Raw genomic sequence first — 25,471 nt, 5'->3', positions numbered from 1 at the left:
TCAGCTGTCCTGCTGGGCCGAGGCATCGGTGCTCGCGTTCGGCCGCCACGCGGCGCGCGCCTTGCTGGCGGCGGCGATGGACTGCTCCAGCCCCTGCAGGTCGCCCGCGGTCATGAGCGCCTCGAGGTCTTCCAGCGCCTTGCGGAAGGCCTGGGACTGCAGCAGCACCTGCTCGCGGTTGGCGAGCAGCACGTCGCGCCACATGACCGGGTCGCTCGCGGCGATGCGCGAGAAGTCGCGAAAGCCCGGTCCCGCGAGACTGAGGAAACGATCGCCCTGCGGCTGCGCGGTGAGGGCGTTGGTGTACGCGAACGCCAACAGGTGGGGCAGGTGGCTCACGGCGGCGAACGAGGCGTCGTGCGCCTCGGGCGTCATGGTGACCACGTTGGCGCCGATGCCGCTCCACACCTGCGAGGCGCGCTGCACATTGGATCGCAGCGTGGCCTTGACCGGCGTCAGGACGACCTGGCGGCCGGTGAAGAGCGAGGCTTCGGCGTGCTCGATGCCCGAGACTTCCTTGCCGGCGATCGGATGCGCCGGCACGAAGTTGGCGAACTGCTTTTGCAGGCCGTTGCGCGCCGCCTCGATCACGTCGCCCTTGGTCGAGCCGACGTCCATCACCAGCGTGTCGTTGGAGATGCCGTGGCGGATCGCCTTGAACATGGCTTCCGAGGCGGCCACCGGCACCGCGAGCAGCACGAGGTCGGCGCCCGACACCGCCAGCAGCGCCGAGGGCGCCGCCACGTCGATCACGCCGAGCTGGCGTGCCCGCTCGGTGGTGGAGGGCGACTTGCTGTAGCCGACCACGCGTTTCACCAGCTTCGCGCGCTTGAGCGCGAGCGCAAAGGAGCCGCCCATGAGGCCGCAGCCGATCAATCCCAGTTGCTCGAACATCGTGTCTGTCCGGCTCAGGCTTTGACGGGGTAGGCGCCAAGCACCTTGTAGAACGCGCAGAGGCCGCGCAGTTCGGCCAGCGCCGCGGCCACGTTGGGCTGCGAGGGGTGGCCGTCCAGGTCGATGTAGAAGTAGTACTCCCACTGGCCGGTGCGCGCGGGGCGCGATTCGAAGCGCGTCATCGACACGTTGTTGGCCTTCAGCGGCACCAGCAGGTCATGCACCGCGCCGGGCCGGTTGGGCACCGAGACGATCAGGCTCGTGCAGTCCTTGCCCGAGGCCGGCGGCATGGCCAGCGTCTGCGGCAGGCAGATCACCGAGAAGCGGGTGCGGTTGTACGAATCGTCCTGGATGGCGTGCGCCACGATGTGCAGGCCGAAGCGGGTGGCGGCGCGTTCGCCGGCCAGGCCGGCCCAGGCCGGGTTGGTGGCCGCGAGGCGCGCGCCTTCGGCGTTGCTCGAGACGGCGCGGCGCTCGGCGTTGGGCAGGTGCTTGGACAGCCAGGTCTGGCACTGCGCGAGCGCCTGCGGATGGGCGAGCACCGCCTCGATGCCTTCGAGCGAGTTCTCGCTGCGCAGGAGGTGGTGGCGCACCAGCAGGCTGACTTCGCCGACCACATGCGTGGGCGAATGCAGGAAGAGGTCGAGCGAGCGGGTGACCACGCCTTCGGTCGAGTTCTCGACGCCGACCACGCCGTACTGGGCGCTGCCCGCGGCGGTGGCGTGGAAGACTTCGTCGAAGCTGGCGCAGTAGATCAGGTCGGCGGCGCCGCCGAAGTACTCGATGGCAGCCTGCTCGCAGAAGGTGCCTTCGGGGCCCAGCACGGCCACGCGCTGCGGCGATTCGAGGGCGAGGCACGCCGACATGATCTCGCGCCAGATGGCCGCGACATGGAGGTCCTTGAGCGGACCTCCATTGCTTTTCTGCATCTTGTCGATGACGGCGGCAACGCGGTCGGGGCGAAAGAACGGCGTGCCTTCGCGCTTCTTGACCTCGCCGACCAGTTCGGCCACGTGGGCCCGCTCGTTGAGCAGGCTCAGCAGGCGTTGGTCGAGCGAGTCGATCTGCACGCGCAGATCGGCAAGGCTTTCGGAGTTGTCGTTGGAGGAGGGCGGTGTGGGTGCGGAGGCGGTCATCGTGCGAGCAGAGCTAGGGCATGCGCCTAGGCATGCGATCGCTCGAATTCTCGCATGTAGCCCACGAGGGCCTGCACCCCTGCCAGCGGCATGGCGTTGTAGATGCTCGCGCGCATGCCGCCGACCGACTTGTGGCCCTTGAGCTGCAGCAGCCCGGCCTCGCGCGCGCCGGCCAGGAAGGCTTCGTTGCGGCTTTCGTCGGCCAGGAAGAACGGCACGTTCATGCGCGAGCGGCAGCTCGCATCGATGCGGTTGGCGTAGAAGTCGGAGCCGTCGATGAAGTCGTACAGCAGCGTCGCCTTCTCGATATTGCGCTGCTCCATCGCGGCCACGCCAGTGAGCGTGCCCTCGGTCTGCTCAAGCAGCCATTGGAAGGTGAGCCCCGCCATGTAGATGCCCCAGGTCGGCGGGGTGTTGTACATGGAGTTGTTGTCGGCCACGGTCTTGTAGTTGAACGCGCTCGGGCAGATCTCCAGCGCATGGCCCAGGAGGTCGTCGCGCACGACGACGATCGTGAGGCCTGCCGGGCCGAGGTTCTTCTGGGCACCGCCGAAGGCGAGGCCCACGCGGCTCCAGTCGACGCTGCGCGAAGCCACGTGCGACGAGAAATCGATGACGAGCGGCGCATCGCTGCCGAGCGCGGCGAGGTCGGGCAACTGCTGGAACTCGATGCCGTTGATCGTCTCGTTGGTGCACAGGTGCACATACGAGGCGTCCTTGGTGAGTTGCCAGGTCGAGGGATCGGGAAGCTTCGTGTGCTGGTCGTCGGCGTTGCTCGCGGCCACGCGCGCCGTGCAATAGCGCTGCGCTTCCTTGTGCGACTTGATGCTCCAGCTGCCGGTGATGACGAAGTCCGCGGTTGTGCCGCGCGACAGGTTCATCGGCACGATGGCGTTTTCGCCAAGGCCGCCGCCCTGCATGAACAGGACGTGGAAATGGGAGGGCACGGCCAGCAGCGTGCGGATGTCGGCTTCGGCCTGCGTGGCGATCGCGCCGAATTCCTTGCCGCGATGGCTCATCTCCATCACGCTCATGCCGCTGCCCTGCCAGTCGAGCATTTCGGCGGCGGCGCGCTGCAGCACCGCCTCCGGCATGGCAGCCGGACCGGCCGAGAAGTTGTAGGGGCGCTTGCCGGCCGGCGTCTGCTGCTGGGTCACGTTGCTTTACTTCTTGGCTGGGGCCTTGGCTGGCGCCTTGGCGGGTGCGGAACCTTGGCCGCCGTCGGTCGGAGCGCCGAGGGCCTTGGCCACGTTGGTGTCGAGCGCGCGCATCTTGGGTTCGATGGAAGCGCGGGTTTCGGCCACCAGCTTTTCCGTCAATGCGGTCTGCATCTTCGGGTTCAGGTCCTGGTACTTCTTGCTGAGCGGGGAGTTGATCCAGGCCAGCAGTTGCTTGAGTTCGTCTTCGCTGAAGTTCTGCTCGAGCAGCGGGGTGAGGGCGCCCGGTGCCAGTTGCACGGCCTTGTCGCGCACGAGGGGGTAGGCGTCGTCGAAGTACTTCTTGAGTTCGGCGTCGGCGGCCTTGGCGGCGGACTCGCGCTTGGCTTCAGGCACTTGCGTCTGCAGGTACTGCGAACCGGCTTGTGCGATCGGGGCGCTCGACTGCTCGACCAGACCACGCGCCAGCGATTCGATGCCGGGGCGCTGGATGTCGATGAACTGCTTGATCAGCGTGGCCTTGTCCTGGGCCATGGCGGCCATCGAGCTGCTGGCCAAAGCTACCGTCAGAAGTGCGAGTTTGATTTTTTTCACTGAGGATTCTCCGTTGAAGATGTGGAAGTATCGTCTGCGTCCGGCTCGCTCTCGCCGTTCGCGTCGTTTTCGACGATACGCTGTAGCCCGCTGAGTTTGGCGCCTTCGTCAAGCCCGATCAGCGTGACGCCTTGCGTCGCGCGACCCAGTTCACGAATTTCGGCAACCCGGGTGCGCACAAGCACGCCCTTGTCGGTGATGAGCATGATCTCATCGTCCGCATGCACGAGAGTGGCGGCAACGACCTTGCCGTTGCGCTCACTCTGTTGAATCGCGATCATGCCTTTGGTTCCACGGCCGTGACGCGTGTATTCCGTAATGCTTGTTCGCTTTCCGTAACCATTTTCCGTGGCGGTGAGCACGCTCTGCTGTTCGTCCTCGGCCACGAGCATGGCGATCACGCCCTGGCCCGGGTCGAGCGACATGCCGCGCACGCCGCGCGCATTGCGGCCGAGCGGACGGACGTCGTCTTCAGCGAAGCGCACGGCCTTGCCGCCATCGCTGAAGAGCATCACGTCATGCTTGCCGTCGGTGAGGGCGGCGCCGATCAGGTAGTCGCCGTCGTCCAGGTTCACGGCAATGATGCCGCCCTTGCGCGGATTGTTGAATTCGTCGAGCGCGGTCTTCTTGACGGTGCCCATCGAGGTCGACATGAACACGTACTGGTCGGCCGGGAAGTTGCGCTTCTCGCCAGTGAGCGCGAGCGCCACGTTGATCTTCTCGCCTTCCTGCAGCGGGAACATGTTGACGATCGGCCGGCCCCGCGAACCGCGCGAGCCCGCCGGCACTTCCCACACCTTGAGCCAGTAGAGCCGGCCGCGGTTGGAGAAGCACAGGATGTAGTCATGCGTGTTGGCGATGAAGAGCTGATCGATCCAGTCGTCTTCCTTCGTGGCGGTGGCCTGCTTGCCGCGGCCGCCGCGCTTTTGCGCGCGGTACTCGCCCAGCGGCTGGCTCTTGATGTAGCCGCTGTGCGAGAGCGTCACCACCATGTCGGTCGGCGTGATCAGGTCTTCGGTCGAGAGGTCGAACGCGCTGTGCTCCACCAGGCTGCGGCGCGCGCCGAGCTTGCTCTGGCCGAACTCCTGCTTGATGGTGCCCAGCTCGTCGCCGATGATGACCGACACGCGCTCGGGCTTGGACAGGATGTCGAGCAGGTCGTCGATCTCGGCCATCACGTCCTTGTACTCGGCAACGATCTTGTCCTGCTCGAGACCGGTCAGGCGCTGCAGACGCATCTGCAAAATTTCCTGCGCTTGTGTGTCCGAGAGGCGATACAGGCCATCCGAGCCCATGCCGAATTCGCGCTCCAGGCCTTCGGGGCGGTAGTCGTCTGCGTTGATCACGCCGCCGTCGGCGCGCGAACGCGTGAGCATCTCGCGCACCAGCTTGCTGTCCCAGCTGCGGGTCATCAGCTCGGCCTTGGCGACCGGCGGCGTGGGCGACTCGCGGATGATCCGGATGAATTCGTCGATGTTGGCCAGCGCCACCGCCAGGCCTTCGAGCACGTGGCCGCGTTCGCGGGCCTTGCGCAGCGTGAAGACCGTGCGGCGCGTGACCACTTCGCGGCGGTGCTGCAGGAAGACCTGGATCAGGTCCTTCAGGTTGCACAGCTTGGGCTGGCCGTCGACCAGCGCCACCATGTTGATGCCGAAGGTGTCCTGCAGCTGCGTCTGCTTGTAGAGATTGTTGAGCACGACCTCGGGCACTTCGCCGCGCTTGAGCTCGATCACCAGGCGCATGCCCGACTTGTCGGACTCGTCCTGGATGTGGCTGATGCCTTCGATTTTTTTCTCGTGCACCAGCTCGGCCATGCGCTCCTGCAGCGTCTTCTTGTTGACCTGGTAGGGGAGCTCGTCGACGATGATCGCCTGGCGCTGGCCGCGGTCGATGTCCTCGAAGTGGCACTTGGCGCGCATCACGACCTTGCCGCGGCCGGTGCGGTAGCCGTCCTTCACGCCGTTGATGCCGTAGATGATGCCGGCCGTGGGAAAGTCGGGCGCCGGCACGATTTCCATCAGCTCGTCGATGCTGGCCTCGGGGTTGCGCAAGAGGTGCAGGCAGGCGTCAACGACTTCATTCAAGTTGTGCGGCGGGATATTGGTGGCCATGCCGACCGCAATACCGCCCGAGCCATTGACCAGCAAATTGGGCAACTGGCTCGGCAAAACTTTCGGTTCTTTTTCGGAGCCGTCGTAATTGTCTTGAAAGTCGACAGTTTCCTTGTCGATATCGGCCAGCATTTCATGCGCAATTTTGGCCAGCCGGATTTCCGTATAACGCATTGCGGCTGCGTTGTCTCCATCCACGGAGCCGAAGTTGCCCTGGCCGTCCACCAGCATGTGGCGCATGGAGAAGTCCTGCGCCAATCGCACGATGGTGTCGTAGACCGATTGATCGCCGTGCGGGTGGTATTTACCGATCACGTCGCCGACGATACGGGCCGACTTCTTGTACGGCCGGTTCCAGTCGTTGTTGAGCTCGTGCATGGCGAAGAGCACGCGCCGATGCACGGGCTTGAGGCCATCGCGTGCGTCGGGGAGCGCTCGGCCCACGATCACGCTCATGGCGTAATCGAGATAGCTGCTGCGCATTTCCTCTTCAAGACTGATGGGCAGGGTTTCTTTGGCGAAGGAGGTCATGGGCAAGAGGCTGGCGGCAGGAAGGCGAAATTTTACGCTGTGAGGGGTGTCGCTCCGCCGCAACACAAGCCGGCTATTCCGCCTCCGTCCTACGCTTCGGGGGCGTCCAGCGGCCTGTTTGCCAAAGACCCTATGGCACAATCGTCTCAACGTTTTGGGTGGTGGTCACTTAAAGCGTCCTTGATTCGCAGCGCGGCTGCGGCTTTTTCCCCAAGAGGAGAACCATGAAGAAACTGAATAAAGTGGCGATGATGTTTGCAGTCGCTGCGCTCGCCACTGCCGCCGGCGCGCAGACCCGTGTCACCGCTGCGGACGGCGGTCCTACGATCGACAACTGGCAAAACGGCACCGGCGAGCTGGTCTGGAAGAACGGCACGAACGAACTGTGCTGGCGCGATGCCAACTGGACGCCGGCTACCGCCGCCGCCGGTTGCGACGGCGCTCTGGTTCCCGCAGTTGCTGCGCCTGCAGCACCTGGCGCAGCTCCCGTTGCTCCTGGCGCACCGCCGGCCGTCGCTGCTTCGAAGGTGACCTTCGCTGCCGACGCATTCTTCGACTTCGACAAGTCGGTTCTGAAGCCTGAAGGTCGCGCCAAGCTGACCGACCTGGTCGAGAAGATCCGTGGCGTCAACCTCGAAGTGATCATCGCTGTGGGCCACACCGACTCGATCGGTACGGACGCCTACAACCAGCGTCTGTCGGTGCGTCGCGCCGAAGCCGTCAAGGCCTTCCTGGTCTCGAAGGGCATCGAACGCAACCGCGTCTACACCGAAGGCAAGGGCGAGAAGCAGCCAGTGGCTGACAACCGCACCAAGGAAGGCCGCGCCAAGAACCGTCGCGTGGAAATCGAAGTGGTCGGCACCCGCGCCAACTAAATCGATCGATTCCATCGATGATGAAAACCCCGCCTCGGCGGGGTTTTTTTATGCCCGTCGAATTTGACGGCAAGAATTGAACAAGATCGTCCTGCGCATGTCGGGCATTGCCCGCTTCATAATTGCCATATGACAGAAAATGTGAATGCCGATCCGGCTGAACTCGCCAAGTTTTCAGAACTGGCGCATCGGTGGTGGGATTTGGAAAGCGAATTCCGCCCGCTGCATGAAATCAATCCATTGCGCTTGGAATGGATCGACGGTATTGCCCCTATTTCGCAGCGCCGCGTGCTTGATATCGGTTGCGGCGGCGGAATCCTGGCCGACTCGATGGCCCGAAAAGGCGCGGACGTCCTGGGCATCGACCTGGCGGGCAAGGCGCTCAAGGTGGCCCAGTTGCATGCACTCGAGGCCGGCACGCGAGGCGTCAAGTACCGCGAGATCAGCGCCGAGGCGCTGGCCGCCGAGCAGCCGGGCAGCTTCGATGTCGTCACCTGCATGGAAATGCTGGAGCACGTGCCCAAGCCGGCCTCAGTGATCCAGGCCTGCGCCACGCTGGTCAAGCCCGGCGGATGGGTGTTTTTCTCGACCATCAATCGCAACCTGAAGTCGTTCGCGCTGGCGATCGTGGGTGCGGAATACATCCTTGGCATGTTGCCGCGCGGCACGCACGAGTACGCGAAGCTGATTCGCCCCAGCGAACTCGCCGCTTACTGCCGCGCTGCGGGCCTGGATCTCCGGCACACCCGCGGCATGGAGCACAACCCGCTGACGCGCCGCTACTGGCTCAGCGATGACACCAGCGTCAACTACATGTTCGCCACGCAGAGGCCAGCGCTGCCGGGTTCGCAGGGATGAAGGGCTCACTCACACAAGCCGTGCTGTTCGACCTGGACGGCACGCTGATCGACAGCGCGCCCGACCTGGGCGCCGCGGCCGACAAGATGCGGACCGATCGCGGCCTCGAGTCCTATCCCCTCGATCGCTATCGCCCCCATGCGGGCTCGGGTGCGCGCGGCATGCTCGGCGTGGCCTTCGGCATCACGCCCGATTCGCCTGAATTTCCTGAGTTGCGCGAGGAGTTCTTCGTCGCCTACGAGCGCCGCATGCTGCTCAACACACAGGTGTTCGATGGCGTCCAGGCGCTGATCGATGCCGTTCAGGCGCGCGGCCTCCTCTGGGGCGTGGTCACCAACAAGTCGATGCGATTCACCGACCCGTTGACCCGTGCCATGCCGCTCTTCGCCAGCGCGGGCGCCATCGTGAGCGGCGACACCACGCCGCATGCCAAGCCGCATCCCGAACCGCTGCACGAAGCGGCGCGTCGATTGGGCGTTCCTTCGGAGGCATGCATCTACGTGGGTGACGACGAGCGCGACATCATCGCGGGCCGCGCCGCCGGCATGCGCACGGTGGCCGCGACCTACGGCTACATGGGTTCGCAGGCCGATGCGACGCTCTGGCAGGCCGATGCGTCAATATCTTCGCCCATGGAGCTCTTGCATTTACTCAATAGCGCCTAAAATGCAAGGCTTGGGGCTGCACTGGTTTCGACGTGGGTTCGGAGTCGCAGCGGGGCATGTCGAGCTGAATGCGCTCGTAAAACAGATTCAAACAAACTAACTGCAAACGACGAACGTTTCGCACTCGCTGCTTAATTGCCAGTGAGCTTTGCAACAGCAGGCCGATGGGCTGGGCAAGGGGGTGACAGAGCAATCTGAATCCTCCCGGCTGCAAAGATAATTACATGGGCTGGCTCCGATCCGGGTACCTTGGGTCGGGGCGAGAAAATAGGGTGCTGGCGTCCGGTTTAGCGTGTGACTGCGCGACTCCGGAAGCGAGACTCAAATCAGATCACTAAACATGTAGAACTGCGCGATGAAGGCTTGCGGACGGGGGTTCAAATCCCCCCAGCTCCACCACTCAACAGAACGGCAGCCGTTGTCACCAACGGCTGCCGTTTTCATTTCAGCCCGTAGCGTAGAGCTTCAGTAGCACTGGAACAAAACGCCGGATTCCGCAGGCGCTCTGCCGATCCACTTCGGCGTCAGGTCCTTCGCACTGCAGTAGTCCGCGGCCAGCGTGTAGCTGGGCGCACGCAGCACGCCTTCGCGGAACGGCACGATCTCGTTCGGGGCCGAACAACCAGTGATGACGGTGGTGATCAAGGCAAGCGGAAGCAGTGTGGTGCGCCAATTCATCGAGGCATTCTAAGACGCCAGCTCTGCGCCCGCGCTTGGCTTGCGTCCGGGATAGAGATACCTGAAATACGCGCCAGACTTGCCGAACAGCTGCTGCGCAAGCTTCACCGGGTCTTCGCCCTGGTGCTTCTCATACAGCACCGGTCCCCAGATGATGAAGCCGTCGATGCTCAGGCTTCGGGGCGCTGGCTCGATGGCCTTCCACGCGTGCGCGAATTTCGAGATCCAGGCCAGGGCCTCGGTCAACGCGTGATTGGTCGCGGGGGCGGGGTCGTTATCTTCGGCGGTCGTAGACATGGCGGCATCCTTGATGAAAAGACTGTACAAATATACAGTAAAATACCGTCATGGAAAACATCCCGGCCACCCTCTGGATCGCCGCCTGCGCGCATCGGTTGCGGCAGCGCTGGCACACGGTGGACGCCCTCGAACTGGAGGACGTCGCGCGCACGCTCCGGCGCGATGCGCGGCTGCGGGCCATGCTCCCCGACGAGGCCGCCATCGATTGGCTTCGTCCTCTCACGGAGGCCTCCGGGCTCGCACCTGCCGTTTCCTCTCGCCAACTGCCTTCGGGGCAGCACCCAATTTCTCCTTGACGGGTTCGCCGTCCTCCGCCGGTCAACCTGTGCGGGGTCCTTGATGCCATGCCAGCAGAAAGGCTTGAGCCCAGCGTCACCGCTGGGTTTTTTTGCCTGATCGCGGGGCTATAGTCGGCCAGCGCTGTCACATCGCGACCCCAGAACCTCCCAGATCCCCAAGGACACACGTGCCGGATTCACTGACCTCCACGCTGACCAGCTACTACGACTCGGTGCCCTACGACTCGCATCCGTTTCCACAGTCCGCGATGGAGCATCTGGAAGCGCTGGCCTTCCTGTTCGGACTCGATGCCCCTCCACCCGCCACGGCGCGCGTGCTGGAGCTGGGCTGCGCGGCCGGCGGCAACCTGATTCCCTTCGCGGCGCGCCATCCCGAGGCGCGTGCCATCGGCGTCGATCTGTCCACCGTGCAGGTGTCGCAAGGCGTCGCGGCCATCGCGCATGCGGGCCTCTCGAACGTCGAGTTGAGAGCGTTCAACATCGCCGACATCGATGCCTCGTTCGGCCAGTTCGACTACATCGTCTGCCACGGCGTCTACAGCTGGGTGCCGGGCCCGGTGCAGGACGCGATCCTGCGCATCTGCGCGGAGAACCTCGCGCCGAACGGCGTGGCCTACGTGAGCTACAACGTGTACCCCGGCTGGAAGGCGCGCGAGATCGTGCGCGACGCGATGATCCTGCGCGGCGGTCCGCGCGACACGCCCGACGAGAAGCTGGCCTATGCGCGCGGCATGCTCGAGTTCCTCGAGCAGTCGGCGCGCCCCGACAGCGTGCTCAAGAAGACGCTCGAGGAGACCATGCCCATCGTGCGCGGCTCCAGCGGCTACTACCTGCTGCACGAGTTCCTGGAGCCCTGCAACGAGCCCTGCTACTTCAAGGAGTTCGCCGCGCGCGCCGATGCCCGCGGGCTGGCTTACCTGTGCGACGCGGAGCCCTCGACCATGTTCGTGCAGAACTACGGCGAGAAGGTGCGCGATCCGCTGCTGCGCGAATGCGGCGGCAGCCAGATCATGATGGAGCAGTACCTCGACTTCCTGGTCAACCGCACGTTCCGCCAGACGCTGCTGGTCAAGCAGGAGCGCGCGAGAGACATCCGCTACCGCCTCGATCCGGCGCGCATCCGTGCCCTCGAATTTGCCGGCGTGTTCACCACCGAAGACGGCGGCGCGCTCACGCTCGATGCGCGCGAGCAGCCCTGCCATGCGATCCGCAACCTCAAGGTGACGCTGCGCCTGCCCGTGCACAAGGCCGTGGCGCAGGTGCTCGAGGCACGCTATCCGGCATCCGCATCGGCCGAGGCCCTGATCGACGGTGCGGCGAGGCTCACGGGCGAGCCGCGCGATGCGGTCGAGCGCGTCGTGCTGGCCATGCTCGAGGAGCTGGTGATCCTGGGCGCGTTGCGTTTCCGGCGCACGCCGGTGCCGGCGGCGACCGAAGTCTCCGGCCTGCCGCAAGCCCTCGCCGCTGTGCGCGGCGCGCCTGGCCTCTCGCTCACGGCGGGCGCCAACGCGCAGGCCTGCAACCAGTGGCACGAGCCCGTGGGCCTCACGCTGCTGGAGCGTAGCCTGCTGCCGCTGCTGGACGGCGCGCATTCGCACGAAGCGCTCGCCGAGCACCTGGCCGGCGAAGTGCGGGCCGATCGCCTGCGCTTCATCAAGGACGAGAAGCCGCTGACCGAGCCCGAGGCGCTGAAGGAATTCGCGCAGCAGCAGGTGGCGCTGGCCTTGAAGGACCTGCGGCGCAAGGCGCTGCTCACGGCCTGAGCCGAACACCCCATCCATCTTCTTCATCCAACTCAAAGAGGAGACTTCCCATGCAGCAATTCCATTGGACCCCGACACTGCGCGCCGCCGTCGCGGCCGCGCTCGCTCTCACGGCTGCGGGCGTGTCGCAGGCGGCCTCGCAGGCGCCGGTCGCGGCCGAGCACGGCATGGTCGTGAGCGCGCAGCACCTGGCCAGCAAGGTCGGCGTCGACGTGCTCAAGCGCGGCGGCAACGCAGTCGATGCGGCGGTCGCCGTGGGTTATGCGCTGGCGGTGGTGTACCCGGCGGCGGGCAACCTGGGCGGCGGCGGCTTCATGACCGTGCAGCTGGCCGACGGCCGCAAGACCTTCCTCGACTTCCGCGAGAAGGCGCCGCTGGCCGCCACGGCCAACATGTACCTGGACAAGGACGGCAACGTCGTCAAGGGCCTGAGCACCAACGGCCACCTCGCCGTGGGCGTGCCGGGCTCGGTGTCGGGCATGGAATACGCGCGCGAGAAGTACGGCACGATGAAGCGCGCCGACCTCATCGCCCCCTCGATCCAGCTGGCCGACAAGGGCTTCGCGCTGGAGCAGGGCGACATCGACATGCTGTGGACCTCCACCGCCGACTTCCAGAAAGACCCGGTCTCCGGCGCAATCTTCCTGAACAAGGGCCAGCCTTTCCAGGTCGGCCAGAAGCTGGTGCAGAAAGACCTGGCCAAGACGCTGAAGGAAATCAGTTCCAAGGGCCCCGACGGCTTCTACAAGGGCTGGGTCGGCAAGGCGATCGTGGCCTCGAGCCAGGCCGGCAAGGGCATCATCACGCAGGCCGACCTGGACCAGTACAAGACGCGCGAACTCGCGCCGGTGGAGTGCGACTACCGCGGCTACCGCGTGGTGTCGGCGCCGCCCCCGAGCTCGGGCGGCGTGATCATCTGCGAGATGCTCAACATCCTGGAGGGCTATCCGCTCAAGGACCTGGGCTTTCGCTCGGCGCAGTCGGTGCACTACCAGATCGAGGCCATGCGCCACGCCTACGTGGACCGCAACAGCTACCTGGGCGACCCCGACTTCGTGAAGAACCCGCTCGATCGCCTGCTCGACAAGGGCTACGCCGAGAAGATCCGCGCGGCCATCGACCCGAAGAAGGCCGGCGTCTCCAAGGACATCAAGCCCGGCGTCGCGCCGCACGAAGGCAGCAACACCACCCACTACTCGATCACCGACCAGTGGGGCAACGCGGTCTCGGTCACTTACACACTGAACGACTGGTTCGGCGCCAAGGTCACGGCCGACAAGACCGGCGTGCTGCTGAACAACGAGATGGACGACTTCACCTCCAAGATCGGCGTGCCCAACATGTACGGCCTGGTGCAGGGCGAGGCCAACGCCATCGCCCCGGGCAAGCGCCCGCTGAGCTCGATGAGCCCGACGATCGTGTCCAAGGACGGCAAGCCGGTGTTCGTGGTCGGCACGCCCGGCGGCAGCCGCATCATCACGGCGGTGCTGCACACGATCCTGAACGTGGTCGACTACGGCATGAACGTGCAGGAAGCCGTCGATGCGCCGCGCTTCCACCAGCAATGGCTGCCCGACGTCACCAATGTCGAGACCTTCGCCATCAGCCCCGACACCCGCAAGATCCTGACCGACATGGGCCACAACCTGGGCGTGCCGCAGCCGGCCAACCACCTGGCCGCGATCATCGTTGGTGCGCCGTCACTGGGCGGCAAGCCAGTGGGCGCCAACCGTTTCTACGGCGCGAACGACCCGCGCCGCAACACCGGTTTGGCTGCCGGTTACTGATCCTGCAAACTCAGGGGCGGTCGTGCCACGCTGGCGCGGCCGCCTTTTTCATTTCTCATGCACCTGCAAGACATCCTCTACACCCAGGGCTTCGGCACGCGACGCGTGTGCGCCGGCCTCGTCCAGCAAGGCCACGTGACCATCGACGGCAAGGCCGTGACGGACCCCTTCGCCGACCTCGATCCCGAGGGCCTTCTCTACACCGTGCAGGGCACGCCGTGGGCGTACCACGAGAAGGCCTACCTGATGCTGCACAAGCCCGCGGGCACCGAGTGCTCGCAGAAGCCCTCGACCTACCCGAGCATCTACACGCTGCTGCCCTCGCCGCTGCGGCTTCGGCCCAACAAGGGCGCGGTGCAGGGCGTGCAGGCCATCGGCCGGCTCGACCAGGACACCACGGGCCTGCTGCTCATGACCGACGACGGCCAGTTCATCCACAAGATGGGCTCGCCCAAGCACCACGTGCCCAAGGTCTACGAGGTGACGGCCAAGCACCCGGTGGACGAAACCCAGATCGCGAAACTGCTGGCCGGCGTGGTGCTGGACGACGACCCGAAGCCGGTGCGCGCGGCCGCCTGCGAATCGGACAGCCCGCTGCACCTTCGGCTCACGCTCACCGAGGGCAAGTACCACCAGGTCAAGCGCATGCTGGCCGCGGTGGGCAACCGGGTCGAGGGGCTGCACCGTTCGCGCATCGGCGACCTGTCGCTGCCCGCGGACCTGGCGCCCGGGCAGTGGCGCTGGCTGACGGCCGAGGAGGTCGCGGCGTTGCGTGCGCCGACGAAGCCCGAGAAACCACCGAAATAGGGGAGAGAAAGAGCGCCCGAGCGGTCAGCCAGCCTTCAGGGCTGGCCGTTAAGATCGTCAGCTCTTTCCCGGAACCTTCCCTTGCGACTCCCAGCCCGCCCGAACGGCCGCATCGCGGCCTTCCTGTTTTCTTCCCTGACAGTCCTCTCAGCCCTGCTGGTCCACACGGCCGCCGCCGCTGCACCGCCCGAACTCTCCCCGATCTTCGTTCTCAACTCGCTGGACGCCAACGTCAGCGTGATCAATCCGGTCGACTGGACCGAGAAGCTGCGCATTCCCACCGGCAAGGAACCGCACCACATCTACATGACGCCCGACGAAAGGTCGGTCATCGTGGCCAATTCGGCGGGCGATTCGCTCACCTTCCTCAACCCGAAGACGGCCGAAGTGCAGCGGGTGGTCTACGGCATCATCGATCCGTACCAGCTGCAGTTCTCGCGCGACATGAAGTGGTTCGTCACCGCGGGCAACCGGCTGAACCACGTGGACATCTACCGCTGGGACGGCAAGGACCTCAAGCTCGCCAAGCGCATCGCCTCGGGCAAGACGCCCAGCCACATCTGGATCGACAACACCAGCACCATCGCCTACGTGACGATGCAGGACAGCGACGAGCTCATCGCCATCGACCTCGCAACGCAGGCCATCCGCTGGCGCGTGGCCACCGGCGCCATGCCGGCCGACATCTACGGCATCCACAACGACAAGACCCTGCTCGTGGGCCTGACCGGCAGCGACGGCGTGCAGGTGTTCGACGTGGCCGGCGCCGAGCCCAAGCTGGTGGGCAAGATCCCCACCGGCAAGGGCGCCCACGCCTTCCGCTCGGCCGGCGACGGCAAGAGCGTGTTCGTGAGCAACCGGGTGGCCAACACCATCAGCCGCATCGACATCGCGACGCTGAAGGTGAGCGCCACCTACGCGGTGCCCGGCGGCCCCGACTGCATGGACGTCTCGGCCGACGGCAAGACGCTCTACGTCACCTCGCGCTGGGCCAAGAAGCTCAGCGTGATCGACCTGGCCACGCAGAAGGTGGTACGGCAAGTCAACGTCGGCCGCTCGCCCCACGGCGTCTGGACCCTCGACCATGCCAAGCGTGTCTAGCCGGGTCCGCAGGGCCGTCGCTCTGGCGATGGCCGTTTCCGTCGTCCCCGCCGCCTGGGCGCAGGGCGGCACCTGCGAGAAGCCTGTCTACCTGACCTTCGACACCGGCCACATGGGCATCGCGCCGCTGGTGGCCGAGGTGCTCAAGCGCCAGGACGTGCGCGTCACCTTCTTCGCCGCCGCCGAGCGCACCACCACCGACGGTGACAGCCTGGACAACCACTGGGCGCCGTGGTGGAAGGCGAGGGCGGCCGAGGGCAACGAGTTCGCCTCGCACACCTACGACCACACCTACTGGCGCGCCGATCTGAAGGGCACCACGCCCACCTTCCGCGTGAAGCCCTCGGCGGGCGCGTTCGCCGGCCGCGAGTTCACCTGGACCGCCGCCGAGTACTGCGCCAACATCAGCAAGGCCTCCGACCGTCTCGCGCTCATCACCGGCAAGAAGCCGCTGCCGCTGTACCGCGCGCCGGGCGGCAAGACCTCGCCCAAGCTGCTGGCGGCGGCCAAGGCCTGCGGCTACGAGTACGTGGGCTGGGCGCCCGCGGGCTTTCTCGGCGACGAGCTGCCGAGCGAAAAATTCAGCAACGAGAAGCTGCTCACGCAGGCGCTGGACACCATCCGCCCCGGCGACATCCTGCTCGCGCACCTGGGCATCTGGTCGCGCAAGGACCCATGGGCGCCGGCCAACCTGGAGCCGCTGATCGTCGGCTTGAAGGCCAAGGGCTTCTGCTTCCAGACCCTGCGCCAGCATCCCGACTACCGCGCCTGGATCGCATCCCACCCTTGAGGAAGCGGCCGTGATCGACTGGTTGACGGACCTTTTCTCCGCGCTGCAGGGCTGGTTCTTCGAGACGGCCGTGCAGCCGCTGGTGTACGCCGTCGGCCTGGGCGGCTGGACCGAGGACGCCTTCGACGCCACCGGCTGGCTGCTGGTCGGCTTCATCCAGATCGTCGTGCTGCTCGCGGTGATCGGGCCGCTGCAGCGCTGGCGTTCGGTGGAACCGGTGGTCGATCGCCACGCGATCCGCATCGACGTGCTCTACACGCTGATCCATCGGCTGGGGCTCTTTCGCCTGGCGCTTTTCTTCACGCTGCAGCCTTTCTTCGACGATGCGCTGGGGAGCCTGCGCACGGCGGGGTGGGGCACTTTCCACCTCGATGAGGTCTGGCCCGGTGTGACCGACGTGGCGTGGGTGGCCTTTGCCATCTACCTCGTGGTGCTCGATTTCGTCGGCTACTGGATCCACCGCGGCCAGCACCAGTTCAACTGGTGGTGGGGCCTGCATTCGCTGCACCACTCGCAGCGCCAGATGACCATGTGGAGCGACGACCGCAACCACCTGCTGGACGATGTGATCCACGACACGCTCATCGTCATCGTGGCGCAGCTGATCGGCGTGGCGCCGGGGCAGTTCATCGCCTTCGTCGCCTTCACGCAACTGAGCGAAAGCCTGCAGCACGCCAACCTGAAGCTGGGTTTCGGCGCCATTGGCGAGCGGCTGTGGATCAGCCCGCGCTTCCACCGGCTGCACCACAGCATCGGCCTGGGTCACGAGTCGCATGGCAGGAGCACGCTGGGCGGCCACAACTTCGGCGTGCTGCTGCCGTGGTGGGACATGCTGTTTCGCACCGCGAACTTCGAGGACCGCTACGACCCGACCGGCATCCGCGACCAGGTCGAGCCCGGCGAAGGCGGCCGCACGCGCGACTACGGCCGGGGCTTCTGGGCGCAGCAGTGGCTGGGCCTCAAACGCATGGTCGGTCGCGGCTGAATCGCCCCGGGTCCGATCCCAGGCGTTATCCTCGCTGCCTCATGCGCCTGCTCCTCGACTCCTTCTGGCGCGCGGTCGCCTATTGCATGCTGCCGCGCGTGATCGTGCTGTCGCTGCTGCCGTTGGGCGTGATGGTGGTGCTGGGTGCCGGCCTCGGTTATTTCTACTGGGATTCGGCCGTGACCTGGACGCGCGGCGCGCTCGACGCCTGGCCGCTGCTGTCCAGCTTCTGGGCCTGGATCGGGCGGCTTTTCTCCAGCGACATCACCTCCGTGCTGGCCTCGATGGTGGTGGTGTTCGCCGCCACGCCGCTGATCGTGGTGGTGTCGCTGCTGATCGTGGCGGGGCTGATGTCCCCGGCCCTCACCAAGCTCGTGGGCGAGCGCCGCTTTCCCACGCTGGAGCAGAAGAAGGGCGCCTCCTTCTTCGGCAGCGTGGCCCGCTCGCTGGGCGTGACGCTCCTGGCGCTTGTGGCGCTGGTGGTCTCGATGCCGCTCTGGCTCATTCCGCCGCTGGTGCTGATTCTTCCGCCGCTCATCTGGGGCTGGCTCACCTACCGGGTCATGAGTTTCGATGCGCTGGCCGAGCACGCGAGCCCCGAGGAGCGCGCGACGCTGTTGCGCGCGCACCGGCTGCCGCTCCTGTGCATCGGGGTGCTGTGCGGCTACCTCGGTGCCGCGCCGAGCATCGTCTGGGCCTCGGGCCTGCTGTTCGCCGCCGCCTTCTTCGTGCTGGTGCCGATCGCCATCTGGATCTACACACTGGTCTTCGCCTTTTCCGCGCTCTGGTTCGCGCACTATTGCCTCGATGCCCTGGCCCAGCTGCGCACGCAGCGCGCCGCGGCGCTGGCCTCGGCCGAGGGCGGCACGCCGGCCCTCGAGGCCGCCGAAGCCAACCAGGCCGCTCTTTCTCAATGGGGTTCACCATGACACGCGCATTCGGTCTCATCGTCGTCGGCGACGAGATCCTCTCCGGCAAGCGCGCCGACAAGCACATGCCCAAGGTCATCGAGTTGCTCGCCGCGCGCGGCCTGCAGCTGGGCTGGGCCGAATACGTGGGCGATGAGCCCACGCGCATCACCGCGGCGCTCATGCGCGCCTTTGCCTCGGGCGACATCGTGTTCTCGACCGGCGGCATCGGCGCCACGCCCGACGACCACACCCGCCAGTGCGCCGCCAAGGCGCTGCGCGTGCCGCTCGCGCTGCATCCGGAGGCCGAGGTGCTGATCCGCGAGCGCATGCAGGACACGGCCAAGGAGCAGGGCGTGGTCTACGAGCCCGACCGGCCCGACAACATCCACCGCCTGAACATGGGCGTGTTCCCTGAAGGCGCGACGATCATCCGCAACCCGTACAACAAGATCCCGGGTTTCAGCGTCGAGCACGTGCATTTCGTGCCGGGTTTCCCGGTCATGGCCTGGCCGATGATCGAATCGGTGCTCGACAGCCGCTATGCCGATCTCTTCGCCCGCAACGCCATCGCCGAGAAGTCGGTGATCGTTTTCGGTGCGATGGAAGCGACCCTCACGCCCCTGATGCAGGCGATCGAGGAGGCCCACGCCGGCATCAAGGTGTTCAGCCTGCCCAGCGTCGATCACCCGCAATACGGCCGTCACATCGAGTTGGGCGTCAAAGGCGACCCGGGCCGGCTCGATGCGGCGTATACCCAGCTGATCGAAGGGTTGCACACTTTCGATGCCAAGCTTGGCCCAGAATTGGTGCGTTAGAAGTCATTGCACCAAATTGGGGAATTTACTTCTGTATTTAAGCGGTGCATCTGCCAAGAAGGCCTCAATCCGTGAGGCGACAATGGCACAGAAACTGCATCCTTCGTTCCCGTATTCCAAACCACCATCCAACTCAGGAGAAACTGATGGCAAAGACCGTCGCCGATGTACTCAAGCTCGTCAAGGAAAACGAGGTCAAGTTCATCGACTTCCGCTTCACCGACACCCGTGGCAAAGAGCAGCACGTCACCGTGCCGGTCTCGGCTTTCGATGAAGACAAATTCACCTCGGGCCACGCGTTCGACGGCTCGTCCATCGCTGGCTGGAAGGGGATCGAAGCTTCGGACATGCAGCTCATGCCCGACCCCAACACAGCCAACATCGACCCCTTCTTCGAAGAAACGACGCTGATCCTGACCTGCGACGTGATCGACCCGGCAGACGGCAAGGCCTACGAGCGCGACCCGCGTTCGCTCGCCAAGCGCGCCGAGGCGTACATGAAGGCCTCGGGCCTGGGCGACACCGCCTTCTTCGGTCCGGAACCCGAATTCTTCGTGTTCGACGGCGTTCGCTGGAAGAACGACATGTCCGGCTGCTTCGTGAAGATCGATTCCGAAGAAGCCTCCTGGAACACCGACAAGGAATACGAGCACGGCAACACCGGCCACCGTCCCGCAGTCAAGGGCGGCTATTTCCCGGTGCCCCCGGTCGACAGCTTCCAGGACATGCGCTCGGAAATGTGCCTGGTGCTCGAATCGCTGGGCATCCCGGTCGAAGTGCATCACCATGAAGTGGCCAACGCCGGCCAGATGGAACTGGGCACCAAGTTCAGCACGCTGGTTCAGCGCGCCGACTGGGTCCAGCTGCAGAAGTACGTGATCCACAACGTGGCCCACGCCTACGGCAAGACCGCCACCTTCATGCCCAAGCCCATCGTCGGCGACAACGGCTCGGGCATGCACGTGCACCAGTCGGTCTGGAAGGACGGCAAGAACCTGTTCGCCGGCGACGGCTACGCAGGTCTCTCGGACTTCGCGCTGCACTACATCGGCGGCATCATCAAGCACGCCCGTGCCCTGAACGCCATCACGAACCCCGGCACCAACAGCTACAAGCGCCTGGTGCCCGGCTTCGAAGCCCCGGTGAAGCTGGCCTACTCGGCCAAGAACCGCTCGGCCTCGATCCGCATCCCGTTCGTGGCCAACCCGAAGGGCCGCCGCGTCGAAGCGCGCTTCCCCGATCCGCTGATGAACCCGTACTTGGGCTTCGCGGCGCTGCTGATGGCCGGTCTCGATGGCGTGGAAAACAAGATCCACCCGGGCGAAGCCGCCAGCAAGGACCTGTACCACCTGCCGCCGGAAGAAGACGCGCTGATCCCCACCGTGTGCCACAGCCTCGACCAAGCGCTGGAGTACCTGGACAAGGACCGTGCGTTCCTCACCAAGGGCGGCGTGTTCACCGATTCGTACATCGACGCGTACATCGAACTGAAGATGCAGGAAGTCACGCGCTTCCGCATGGCGACCCATCCGGTCGAATTCGACATGTACTACTCGCTGTAAAGCGGCCCCTCACGGGGAAGTAAGACGAAAGGACGGCTCCGGCCGTCCTTTTTCCTTGGCGCGGAACATCTTGTCACCGGTGGCCCCGAATTGCATGAAAATGCGCCTTTGTTGCGCCACCCACCGATTCACATGAAGACTGCTTCTCTCATTTTCCTGGCCGGTTCATTGTTGGCCGCCCTTCCGGCGGCCTCGCAGGAGCGCGTGTGGCGCTGCGGCAATGAATACACCAACAACGCCACCATCGCCCAGCAAAAGGGCTGCAAGGTCATGGAGGGCGGCAACGTCACCGTGGTCCAGGGCGGCGGCGGCACGACGAAGTCGTCGGGCAGCTCCGGCGGTTCGGGCTCTTCGGCCGCGCGCGCGCCGGCCGGCAGCCCCCGCGTCGAAGGCGTCGACCAGCGCGCCCGGGACGGCGAAGCCCGCTCGGTGCTCGAGTCCGAGCTCAAGAAGGCCGAGACCCGCCAGGCCGAGCTGCAGAAGGAATTCAACAACGGCGAGCCCGAAAAGCAGGGCAGCGAAGGCCGCAATTACCAGAAGTACCTCGATCGCGTGGCCGAAATGAAGGCCGAACTCGCGCGCAACGAGAGCGACATCGCCGGCATCCGCCGCGAAATCGGCCGGCTGCCCGCCAACAAGTCCCAGTAACCAGTAAACAACGCATGGCATTCGGGAAGAAGGCGGTCGGCGCCAACACGCGCTTTCAGACCTTCGACCTGCTGTCCACGCTGATCGCGGTGGTCAACAGCGACGGCTCCGTGCTGTTCGCCAACGCGGGCCTCGAAGACGCCCTGGGCACCTCGCGCCGCACGCTCGAAGGCTCGCAGTTCGGCGCATGTTTTCATGAGCCGCAGGTGCTGCGCACCGCCATCGACGGCGCCAGCAGCAACGACTTCGCCACGCTGCGCTACGAAGCCTTCTTGCGGCGCGTCAATCACGAGCTGATGCCGGTGCAGGTCACGCTCGCGCACGGCGACAAGAAGGGCGAGCTCATCATCGAGATGTCGCCGCTGGAGCACCAGGTGCGGCAGGACCGCGAAGAGCGGCTCATCGACCAGGCGCAGGCGAACAAGGAGCTCATCCGCAACCTCGCGCACGAGATCAAGAACCCGCTGGGCGGCATCCGCGGCGCGGCGCAGCTGCTGCAGATGGAGGTCGAGTCGCGCGACCTCATCGAATACACGCAGGTCATCATCCACGAGGCCGACCGGCTGCAGACGCTGGTCGACCGCCTGTTGGCACCGCACCGCCGGCCGCACGTGGTGGGCGACGTCAACATCCACGAAGTCTGCGAGCGCGTGCGCTCGGTGATCCTGGCGGAGTTTCCACGCGACCTGCACATCGAGCGCGACTTCGACGTGTCGATCCCCGAGTTCCGGGGCGATCGCGAGCAGCTCATCCAGGCCACCCTCAACATCGTTCACAACGCCGCACAGGCCCTTGCGGAGCGCCGCGCGGCGGGCGATGCGCAGATCACTTTCAAGACCCGCATCGCGCGCCAGGTGATATTCAACAAGCAGTGGTATCGATTGGCATTGGAATTGCATGTAATCGACAATGGACCGGGTGTGCCGGACACGATCAAGGACCGCATCTTCTATCCGCTCGTATCGGGCAGGGAGGGCGGAACAGGCCTCGGGCTGACGCTTGCGCAAACTTTTGTGCAACAGCATCACGGCGTGATCGAGTGCGACAGCGTCCCGGGCCGAACCGATTTCAAGATACTGATACCGCTGCCCTAGCGCAGCACGGCAACAAGGAGATGCATGAAGCCGATCTGGATAGTTGATGACGACCAATCGATCCGCTTCGTGCTCGAGAAGGCCTTGCTGCGCGAAGACCTGCCCACGCGCAGTTTCACCAACACGCGCGAGGTGCTCGCAGCGCTCGAGCAGGCCGGCGAAGACGAGCAGCAGGGCCCGCAGGTCCTGGTGAGCGACATCCGCATGCCCGGCGGCTCCGGGCTCGATCTGCTGGACAAGATCAAGGCCAAGCACCCCGGCCTGCCGGTCATCATCATGACGGCGTTCTCCGACCTGGACAGCGCCGTCTCCGCCTTCCAGGGCGGCGCCTTCGAATACCTGCCCAAGCCCTTCGACCTGCCGCGCGCGGTCGAGCTCATCCGCCGCGCGGTCGACGAAAGCCAGCGCGAGGAAGTCTCCGAAGAGCGCATGGTCGCCGCCCCCGAAATGCTCGGCCAGGCGCCCGCGATGCAGGACGTGTTCCGCGCCATCGGCCGGCTCTCGCAAAGCAACGTGACGGTGCTCATCACCGGCGAATCGGGCTCGGGCAAGGAGCTGGTGGCGCGTGCGCTGCACAAGCACTCGCCGCGCGCCAACGGCCCGTTCGTGGCCATCAACACCGCGGCGATTCCGAAGGACCTGCTGGAGAGCGAACTCTTCGGCCACGAGCGCGGCGCCTTCACCGGCGCGCAGACCATGCGCCGCGGCCGCTTCGAACAGGCCGAGGGCGGCACGCTCTTTCTCGACGAAATCGGCGACATGCCCTTCGACCTGCAGACGCGCCTCCTGCGCGTGCTGAGCGACGGCCACTTCTACCGCGTGGGCGGCCACAACTCGGTCAAGGCCAACGTGCGCGTGATCGCCGCGACCCACCAGGACCTGGAGCAGCGCGTCAAGCTCGGCGGTTTCCGCGAAGACTTGTTCCACCGCCTCAACGTGATCCGCCTGCGCCTGCCGGCGCTGCGCGAACGCGGCGAAGACGTGCCTGCGCTCACCCGCCATTTCCTGCAGCAGAGCGCGCGCCAGCTCGGCGTCGAGCCCAAGCGGATATCCGATGCGGCGCTCGTCAAGCTCGCGACCTTCGGCTTCCCGGGCAACGTGCGACAGCTCGAGAACATCTGCCACTGGCTGACCGTGATGGCGCCCGCGCAGCTGATCGAAACCAAGGACCTGCCGCCCGAGGTGATGGCGGTCAGCGCCGACACGCACGCGGTCGAGGCGGCGGCACCGGTGGCCGTTGCTGCGCAACCGTTGGCTGCGCCGCTGCCGGGCACGGGCATCGAACGCGAATCGGTGTCTGTCTCCACTGCCCCTGAAACCGTGGAAGCGCCTGCCAGCGTGAGCAGCTGGGAAAGCGGCCTCGAGCTCGAAGCCCAGGCCCTGCTGGCCGCCGGCCGCACCGACGTCTGGGATGCGCTCTCGCGCCGCTTCGAATCGCGCCTGATCCTCACGGCACTGGCCAACACGCGCGGCCGCCGCATCGAGGCGGCTCAGAAGCTGGGCATCGGGCGCAACACCATCACCCGGAAGATCCAGGAACTGGGCATCGAGTGAACGCCGGCCCGAGGCATCGCGCCTCGGCGGTTATCTGCTTCGCTGGCCCAGCGTCAGCGAATCGAGCTGGAACTTCCCGCTCTTGTCCCAGAGCCAGGTATCGACATACGTGTGGCCGCCCAGCTTGCCCGGCGAAGGCAGCGGCGACGTCGCCTTGATGAGCTCGGCAATCATCGGCGGCACTTCCGGCGCGTGGCTCGGCACGCGGCTGAAGGTCACGTTGTTCACCTTGCCGTCGGCGTCGATGTCGGTCTCGACCACCACCACGGCGTAGACCAGCGGTGGAATCTTTCCCTTGTAGATCCGGTTCGCGTACGCCTTGTAGATGTGGCGCGCGCCGGTCTTGCGGTAGGCGCGCACGGCGGGCGTCTGCGCGGTGATCAGGCGCACCGTCGGCACGTCGCTGCGGGCCGGCGCCGCTTCGTCCGTGGGCGCGGCGGCGCTCTTGCCGTCTTCGGTCTTCTCGGCGGGCTTGAGGAGCGAGCAGGCGCCGAGCGTCAGCGAAAGGGCCAGGACCGCGAAGGCGCGGCCAGCCCGGGGCAAGGCGAAATCGGAAAAAGCGGTCATGACGGTCATCCCCATCAGGCGCCCTGGTCCAGGTCGAGCACCACCGGGGCATGGTCGCTCGGCTTCTCCCATTTGCGCGGCACGCGGTCGATGACGCAGCCCTTCACGCGCGGCACCAGCGGCGCGCTCACGAGCACGTGGTCGATGCGCAGGCCCCGGTTCTTCTGGTAGCCGAGCATGCGGTAGTCCCACCACGAAAAGCTCTTCTCGGGCTGCTCGAACAGGCGAAAGCTGTCGGTCAGGCCCAGCGCCAGCAGCGCCTTGAAATGGTTGCGCTCCTCGGTCGTGTGGTGGATCGTTTCCTTCAGGCCCACCGGGTCGAAGCTGTCGCGGTCTTCCAGCACGATGTTGAAGTCGCCCAGCAGCACGAGGTTCGGATGCGCCACCAGCTCCTGCCGCAGCCATTCGCGCAATCCGTCCAGCCACTTCATCTTGTATTCGAACTTGTCGGTGCCCGGCGCCTGGCCGTTGACGAAGTAGCCGTTGACCACGCGCAGCGGGCCCGAGGGCGTCTCGATGGTGGCGGCGATCACCCGCGACTGGTCGTCCGTGAAGCCGCCGATGTTCTTCACCACGTCGCGCACCGGCGCCAGGCTCAGGATGGCGACGCCGTTGTAGGTCTTCTGTCCGAACACCGCGGCCTCGTAGCCGGCCGACTTGAGCACCTCCAGCGGAAACTTGTCGTCGGTCATCTTGAGCTCCTGCAGGCAGAGCACGTCGACCGGGTTGGCGATCAGCCAGTCGAGCACGTGCTGCAGGCGGGCCGTGAGGGAATTGACATTCCAGGTGGCTATTTTCATGAATCGCTAAGCTGTTGATTTCAATGGTATTTGCGGAACGATACGCCGGATCGGCATCAAACCGTCCATCGGAATTGGCGGCGCGCGATGCCCGAGCCAGAAATGTACGTTGCCGCGCCGCGTGTGCCTTGTCGGATCACGGCCCAAACGTCACGCACGCACTGCCTGTTATCTACTGTTACTATGAGT

Annotated in this window: 25 protein-coding genes and 1 other RNA gene; 17 read left to right on the top strand and 9 right to left on the bottom strand. The window is 65.6% G+C overall.

From position 1 onward, the window contains the following. From ACZYRS_RS24205 to gyrA, 5 genes are all read right to left on the bottom strand, one after another. Nucleotides 1-894, bottom strand: coding sequence for a prephenate dehydrogenase (locus ACZYRS_RS24205; protein ID WP_463421286.1), 894 nt, complete (start codon nucleotides 892-894; stop codon nucleotides 1-3). 14 nt (nucleotides 895-908) lie between these two features. Then, nucleotides 909-2,030, bottom strand: a complete 1,122-nt coding sequence (gene pheA / locus ACZYRS_RS24200; protein ID WP_198787775.1) for a prephenate dehydratase — start codon at nucleotides 2,028-2,030, stop codon at nucleotides 909-911. A gap of 26 nt (nucleotides 2,031-2,056) precedes the next feature. Beyond that, nucleotides 2,057-3,124 carry a 3-phosphoserine/phosphohydroxythreonine transaminase gene (serC, locus tag ACZYRS_RS24195; protein ID WP_463422531.1) on the bottom strand — a complete coding sequence of 356 codons (1,068 nt, stop codon included), beginning with the start codon at nucleotides 3,122-3,124 and terminating at the stop codon, nucleotides 2,057-2,059. Nucleotides 3,125-3,193: 69 nt separating this feature from the next. Further along, nucleotides 3,194-3,781, bottom strand: a complete 588-nt coding sequence (locus ACZYRS_RS24190) for a DUF2059 domain-containing protein (protein WP_198787777.1) — start codon at nucleotides 3,779-3,781, stop codon at nucleotides 3,194-3,196. Continuing rightward, nucleotides 3,778-6,423 carry a DNA gyrase subunit A gene (gene gyrA, locus ACZYRS_RS24185; protein ID WP_198787778.1) on the bottom strand — a complete coding sequence of 882 codons (2,646 nt, stop codon included), beginning with the start codon at nucleotides 6,421-6,423 and terminating at the stop codon, nucleotides 3,778-3,780. The genes ACZYRS_RS24190 and gyrA overlap by 4 nt, the downstream gene beginning before the upstream one ends. Before the next feature lie 224 nt (nucleotides 6,424-6,647). Between gyrA and ompA the strand changes: the two genes are divergently transcribed. From ompA to ssrA, 4 genes are all read left to right on the top strand, one after another. Then, entirely contained in the window at nucleotides 6,648-7,298 is a 651-nt protein-coding gene (gene ompA / locus ACZYRS_RS24180) for an outer membrane protein OmpA (protein WP_198787779.1), read from the top strand. Between the two features lie 129 nt (nucleotides 7,299-7,427). Further along, entirely contained in the window at nucleotides 7,428-8,156 is a 729-nt protein-coding gene (ubiG, locus tag ACZYRS_RS24175) for a bifunctional 2-polyprenyl-6-hydroxyphenol methylase/3-demethylubiquinol 3-O-methyltransferase UbiG (RefSeq protein ID WP_198787780.1), read from the top strand. Next, nucleotides 8,153-8,821: an HAD family hydrolase gene (locus ACZYRS_RS24170; RefSeq protein ID WP_463421285.1), complete on the top strand. Its 669-nt coding sequence runs from the start codon at nucleotides 8,153-8,155 to the stop codon at nucleotides 8,819-8,821. Before ubiG ends, ACZYRS_RS24170 begins: the two co-directional genes overlap by 4 nt. Nucleotides 8,822-8,833: 12 nt before the next feature. Further along, nucleotides 8,834-9,220, top strand: a transfer-messenger RNA (tmRNA) gene (ssrA, locus tag ACZYRS_RS24165). A 66-nt stretch (nucleotides 9,221-9,286) separates the two neighbouring features. Here the strand turns inward: ssrA and ACZYRS_RS24160 are convergent. Continuing rightward, nucleotides 9,287-9,499 (bottom strand): hypothetical protein, encoded by a 213-nt coding sequence (locus ACZYRS_RS24160; protein WP_093434490.1) that lies wholly within the window; start codon nucleotides 9,497-9,499, stop codon nucleotides 9,287-9,289. A gap of 9 nt (nucleotides 9,500-9,508) precedes the next feature. After that, a complete protein-coding gene (locus tag ACZYRS_RS24155; RefSeq protein ID WP_463421284.1) occupies nucleotides 9,509-9,796 on the bottom strand; it encodes a hypothetical protein in 288 nt (95 codons plus the stop codon). 50 nt (nucleotides 9,797-9,846) lie between these two features. On the opposite strand from ACZYRS_RS24155, the gene ACZYRS_RS24150 reads away from it, so the two are divergent. The 13 genes from ACZYRS_RS24150 (at nucleotide 9,847) to ntrC (ending at nucleotide 23,915) form a co-directional block, all read left to right on the top strand. Beyond that, a complete protein-coding gene (locus ACZYRS_RS24150; protein WP_463421283.1) occupies nucleotides 9,847-10,095 on the top strand; it encodes a hypothetical protein in 249 nt (82 codons plus the stop codon). A gap of 170 nt (nucleotides 10,096-10,265) precedes the next feature. After that, nucleotides 10,266-11,861, top strand: a complete 1,596-nt coding sequence (locus tag ACZYRS_RS24145) for a methyltransferase regulatory domain-containing protein (protein WP_463421282.1) — start codon at nucleotides 10,266-10,268, stop codon at nucleotides 11,859-11,861. Between the two features lie 50 nt (nucleotides 11,862-11,911). After that, nucleotides 11,912-13,648, top strand: a complete 1,737-nt coding sequence (ggt, locus tag ACZYRS_RS24140) for a gamma-glutamyltransferase (protein ID WP_463421281.1) — start codon at nucleotides 11,912-11,914, stop codon at nucleotides 13,646-13,648. A 57-nt stretch (nucleotides 13,649-13,705) separates the two neighbouring features. Further along, entirely contained in the window at nucleotides 13,706-14,455 is a 750-nt protein-coding gene (locus ACZYRS_RS24135; protein ID WP_463421280.1) for a pseudouridine synthase, read from the top strand. A gap of 81 nt (nucleotides 14,456-14,536) precedes the next feature. Next, nucleotides 14,537-15,556 (top strand): YncE family protein, encoded by a 1,020-nt coding sequence (locus ACZYRS_RS24130; RefSeq protein WP_463421279.1) that lies wholly within the window; start codon nucleotides 14,537-14,539, stop codon nucleotides 15,554-15,556. Next, entirely contained in the window at nucleotides 15,540-16,346 is an 807-nt protein-coding gene (locus ACZYRS_RS24125) for a polysaccharide deacetylase family protein (protein WP_463421278.1), read from the top strand. The genes ACZYRS_RS24130 and ACZYRS_RS24125 overlap by 17 nt, the downstream gene beginning before the upstream one ends. Before the next feature lie 10 nt (nucleotides 16,347-16,356). Next, complete coding sequence (locus tag ACZYRS_RS24120; protein WP_463421277.1) at nucleotides 16,357-17,331, top strand: sterol desaturase family protein; 975 nt, start codon at nucleotides 16,357-16,359, stop codon at nucleotides 17,329-17,331. A gap of 41 nt (nucleotides 17,332-17,372) precedes the next feature. Then, nucleotides 17,373-18,260, top strand: coding sequence for an EI24 domain-containing protein (locus ACZYRS_RS24115; RefSeq protein WP_463421276.1), 888 nt, complete (start codon nucleotides 17,373-17,375; stop codon nucleotides 18,258-18,260). After that, nucleotides 18,257-19,057 carry a competence/damage-inducible protein A gene (locus tag ACZYRS_RS24110; protein ID WP_463421275.1) on the top strand — a complete coding sequence of 267 codons (801 nt, stop codon included), beginning with the start codon at nucleotides 18,257-18,259 and terminating at the stop codon, nucleotides 19,055-19,057. The genes ACZYRS_RS24115 and ACZYRS_RS24110 overlap by 4 nt, the downstream gene beginning before the upstream one ends. 146 nt (nucleotides 19,058-19,203) lie before the next feature. Continuing rightward, nucleotides 19,204-20,619: a type I glutamate--ammonia ligase gene (gene glnA, locus ACZYRS_RS24105; RefSeq protein ID WP_013540245.1), complete on the top strand. Its 1,416-nt coding sequence runs from the start codon at nucleotides 19,204-19,206 to the stop codon at nucleotides 20,617-20,619. Nucleotides 20,620-20,751: 132 nt separating this feature from the next. After that, nucleotides 20,752-21,267: a hypothetical protein gene (locus tag ACZYRS_RS24100; protein WP_463421274.1), complete on the top strand. Its 516-nt coding sequence runs from the start codon at nucleotides 20,752-20,754 to the stop codon at nucleotides 21,265-21,267. A 14-nt stretch (nucleotides 21,268-21,281) separates the two neighbouring features. Continuing rightward, nucleotides 21,282-22,361: a nitrogen regulation protein NR(II) gene (gene glnL, locus ACZYRS_RS24095; protein WP_198787799.1), complete on the top strand. Its 1,080-nt coding sequence runs from the start codon at nucleotides 21,282-21,284 to the stop codon at nucleotides 22,359-22,361. Nucleotides 22,362-22,385: 24 nt separating this feature from the next. After that, on the top strand, nucleotides 22,386-23,915 hold the full coding sequence (ntrC, locus tag ACZYRS_RS24090) for a nitrogen regulation protein NR(I) (RefSeq protein ID WP_463421273.1): 1,530 nt from the start codon (nucleotides 22,386-22,388) through the stop codon (nucleotides 23,913-23,915). A gap of 30 nt (nucleotides 23,916-23,945) precedes the next feature. Here the strand turns inward: ntrC and ACZYRS_RS24085 are convergent, their stop codons facing one another. Together ACZYRS_RS24085 and xth are read right to left on the bottom strand one after the other, a co-directional pair. Beyond that, nucleotides 23,946-24,482 carry a hypothetical protein gene (locus ACZYRS_RS24085; RefSeq protein WP_463421272.1) on the bottom strand — a complete coding sequence of 179 codons (537 nt, stop codon included), beginning with the start codon at nucleotides 24,480-24,482 and terminating at the stop codon, nucleotides 23,946-23,948. Between the two features lie 14 nt (nucleotides 24,483-24,496). After that, on the bottom strand, nucleotides 24,497-25,282 hold the full coding sequence (xth, locus tag ACZYRS_RS24080) for an exodeoxyribonuclease III (RefSeq protein WP_198787802.1): 786 nt from the start codon (nucleotides 25,280-25,282) through the stop codon (nucleotides 24,497-24,499). Nucleotides 25,283-25,471 lie beyond the last annotated feature (189 nt).

This window comes from Variovorax sp. AC194 (genome assembly GCF_979257995.1).
This window is presented reverse-complemented; position numbering and strand designations above follow the sequence as displayed.

Bases quoted from the DNA above. Each gene is read 5' to 3' on its own strand.
- ACZYRS_RS24205 (WP_463421286.1), bottom strand. From the start codon at position 894: ATGTTCGAGCAACTGGGATTGATCGGCTGCGGCCTCATGGGCGGCTCC.
- pheA (WP_198787775.1), bottom strand. From the start codon at position 2,030: ATGACCGCCTCCGCACCCACACCGCCCTCCTCCAACGACAACTCCGAA.
- serC (WP_463422531.1), bottom strand. From the start codon at position 3,124: ATGCCGGAGGCGGTGCTGCAGCGCGCCGCCGCCGAAATGCTCGACTGG.
- gyrA (WP_198787778.1), bottom strand. From the start codon at position 6,423: ATGACCTCCTTCGCCAAAGAAACCCTGCCCATCAGTCTTGAAGAGGAA.
- ompA (WP_198787779.1), top strand. From the start codon at position 6,648: ATGAAGAAACTGAATAAAGTGGCGATGATGTTTGCAGTCGCTGCGCTC.
- ubiG (WP_198787780.1), top strand. From the start codon at position 7,428: ATGACAGAAAATGTGAATGCCGATCCGGCTGAACTCGCCAAGTTTTCA.
- ACZYRS_RS24170 (WP_463421285.1), top strand. From the start codon at position 8,153: ATGAAGGGCTCACTCACACAAGCCGTGCTGTTCGACCTGGACGGCACG.
- ACZYRS_RS24160 (WP_093434490.1), bottom strand. From the start codon at position 9,499: ATGAATTGGCGCACCACACTGCTTCCGCTTGCCTTGATCACCACCGTC.
- ACZYRS_RS24155 (WP_463421284.1), bottom strand. From the start codon at position 9,796: ATGTCTACGACCGCCGAAGATAACGACCCCGCCCCCGCGACCAATCAC.
- ACZYRS_RS24150 (WP_463421283.1), top strand. From the start codon at position 9,847: ATGGAAAACATCCCGGCCACCCTCTGGATCGCCGCCTGCGCGCATCGG.
- ggt (WP_463421281.1), top strand. From the start codon at position 11,912: ATGCAGCAATTCCATTGGACCCCGACACTGCGCGCCGCCGTCGCGGCC.
- ACZYRS_RS24135 (WP_463421280.1), top strand. From the start codon at position 13,706: ATGCACCTGCAAGACATCCTCTACACCCAGGGCTTCGGCACGCGACGC.
- ACZYRS_RS24125 (WP_463421278.1), top strand. From the start codon at position 15,540: ATGCCAAGCGTGTCTAGCCGGGTCCGCAGGGCCGTCGCTCTGGCGATG.
- ACZYRS_RS24115 (WP_463421276.1), top strand. From the start codon at position 17,373: ATGCGCCTGCTCCTCGACTCCTTCTGGCGCGCGGTCGCCTATTGCATG.
- ACZYRS_RS24110 (WP_463421275.1), top strand. From the start codon at position 18,257: ATGACACGCGCATTCGGTCTCATCGTCGTCGGCGACGAGATCCTCTCC.
- glnA (WP_013540245.1), top strand. From the start codon at position 19,204: ATGGCAAAGACCGTCGCCGATGTACTCAAGCTCGTCAAGGAAAACGAG.
- ACZYRS_RS24100 (WP_463421274.1), top strand. From the start codon at position 20,752: ATGAAGACTGCTTCTCTCATTTTCCTGGCCGGTTCATTGTTGGCCGCC.
- glnL (WP_198787799.1), top strand. From the start codon at position 21,282: ATGGCATTCGGGAAGAAGGCGGTCGGCGCCAACACGCGCTTTCAGACC.
- ntrC (WP_463421273.1), top strand. From the start codon at position 22,386: ATGAAGCCGATCTGGATAGTTGATGACGACCAATCGATCCGCTTCGTG.
- ACZYRS_RS24085 (WP_463421272.1), bottom strand. From the start codon at position 24,482: ATGACCGCTTTTTCCGATTTCGCCTTGCCCCGGGCTGGCCGCGCCTTC.
- xth (WP_198787802.1), bottom strand. From the start codon at position 25,282: ATGAAAATAGCCACCTGGAATGTCAATTCCCTCACGGCCCGCCTGCAG.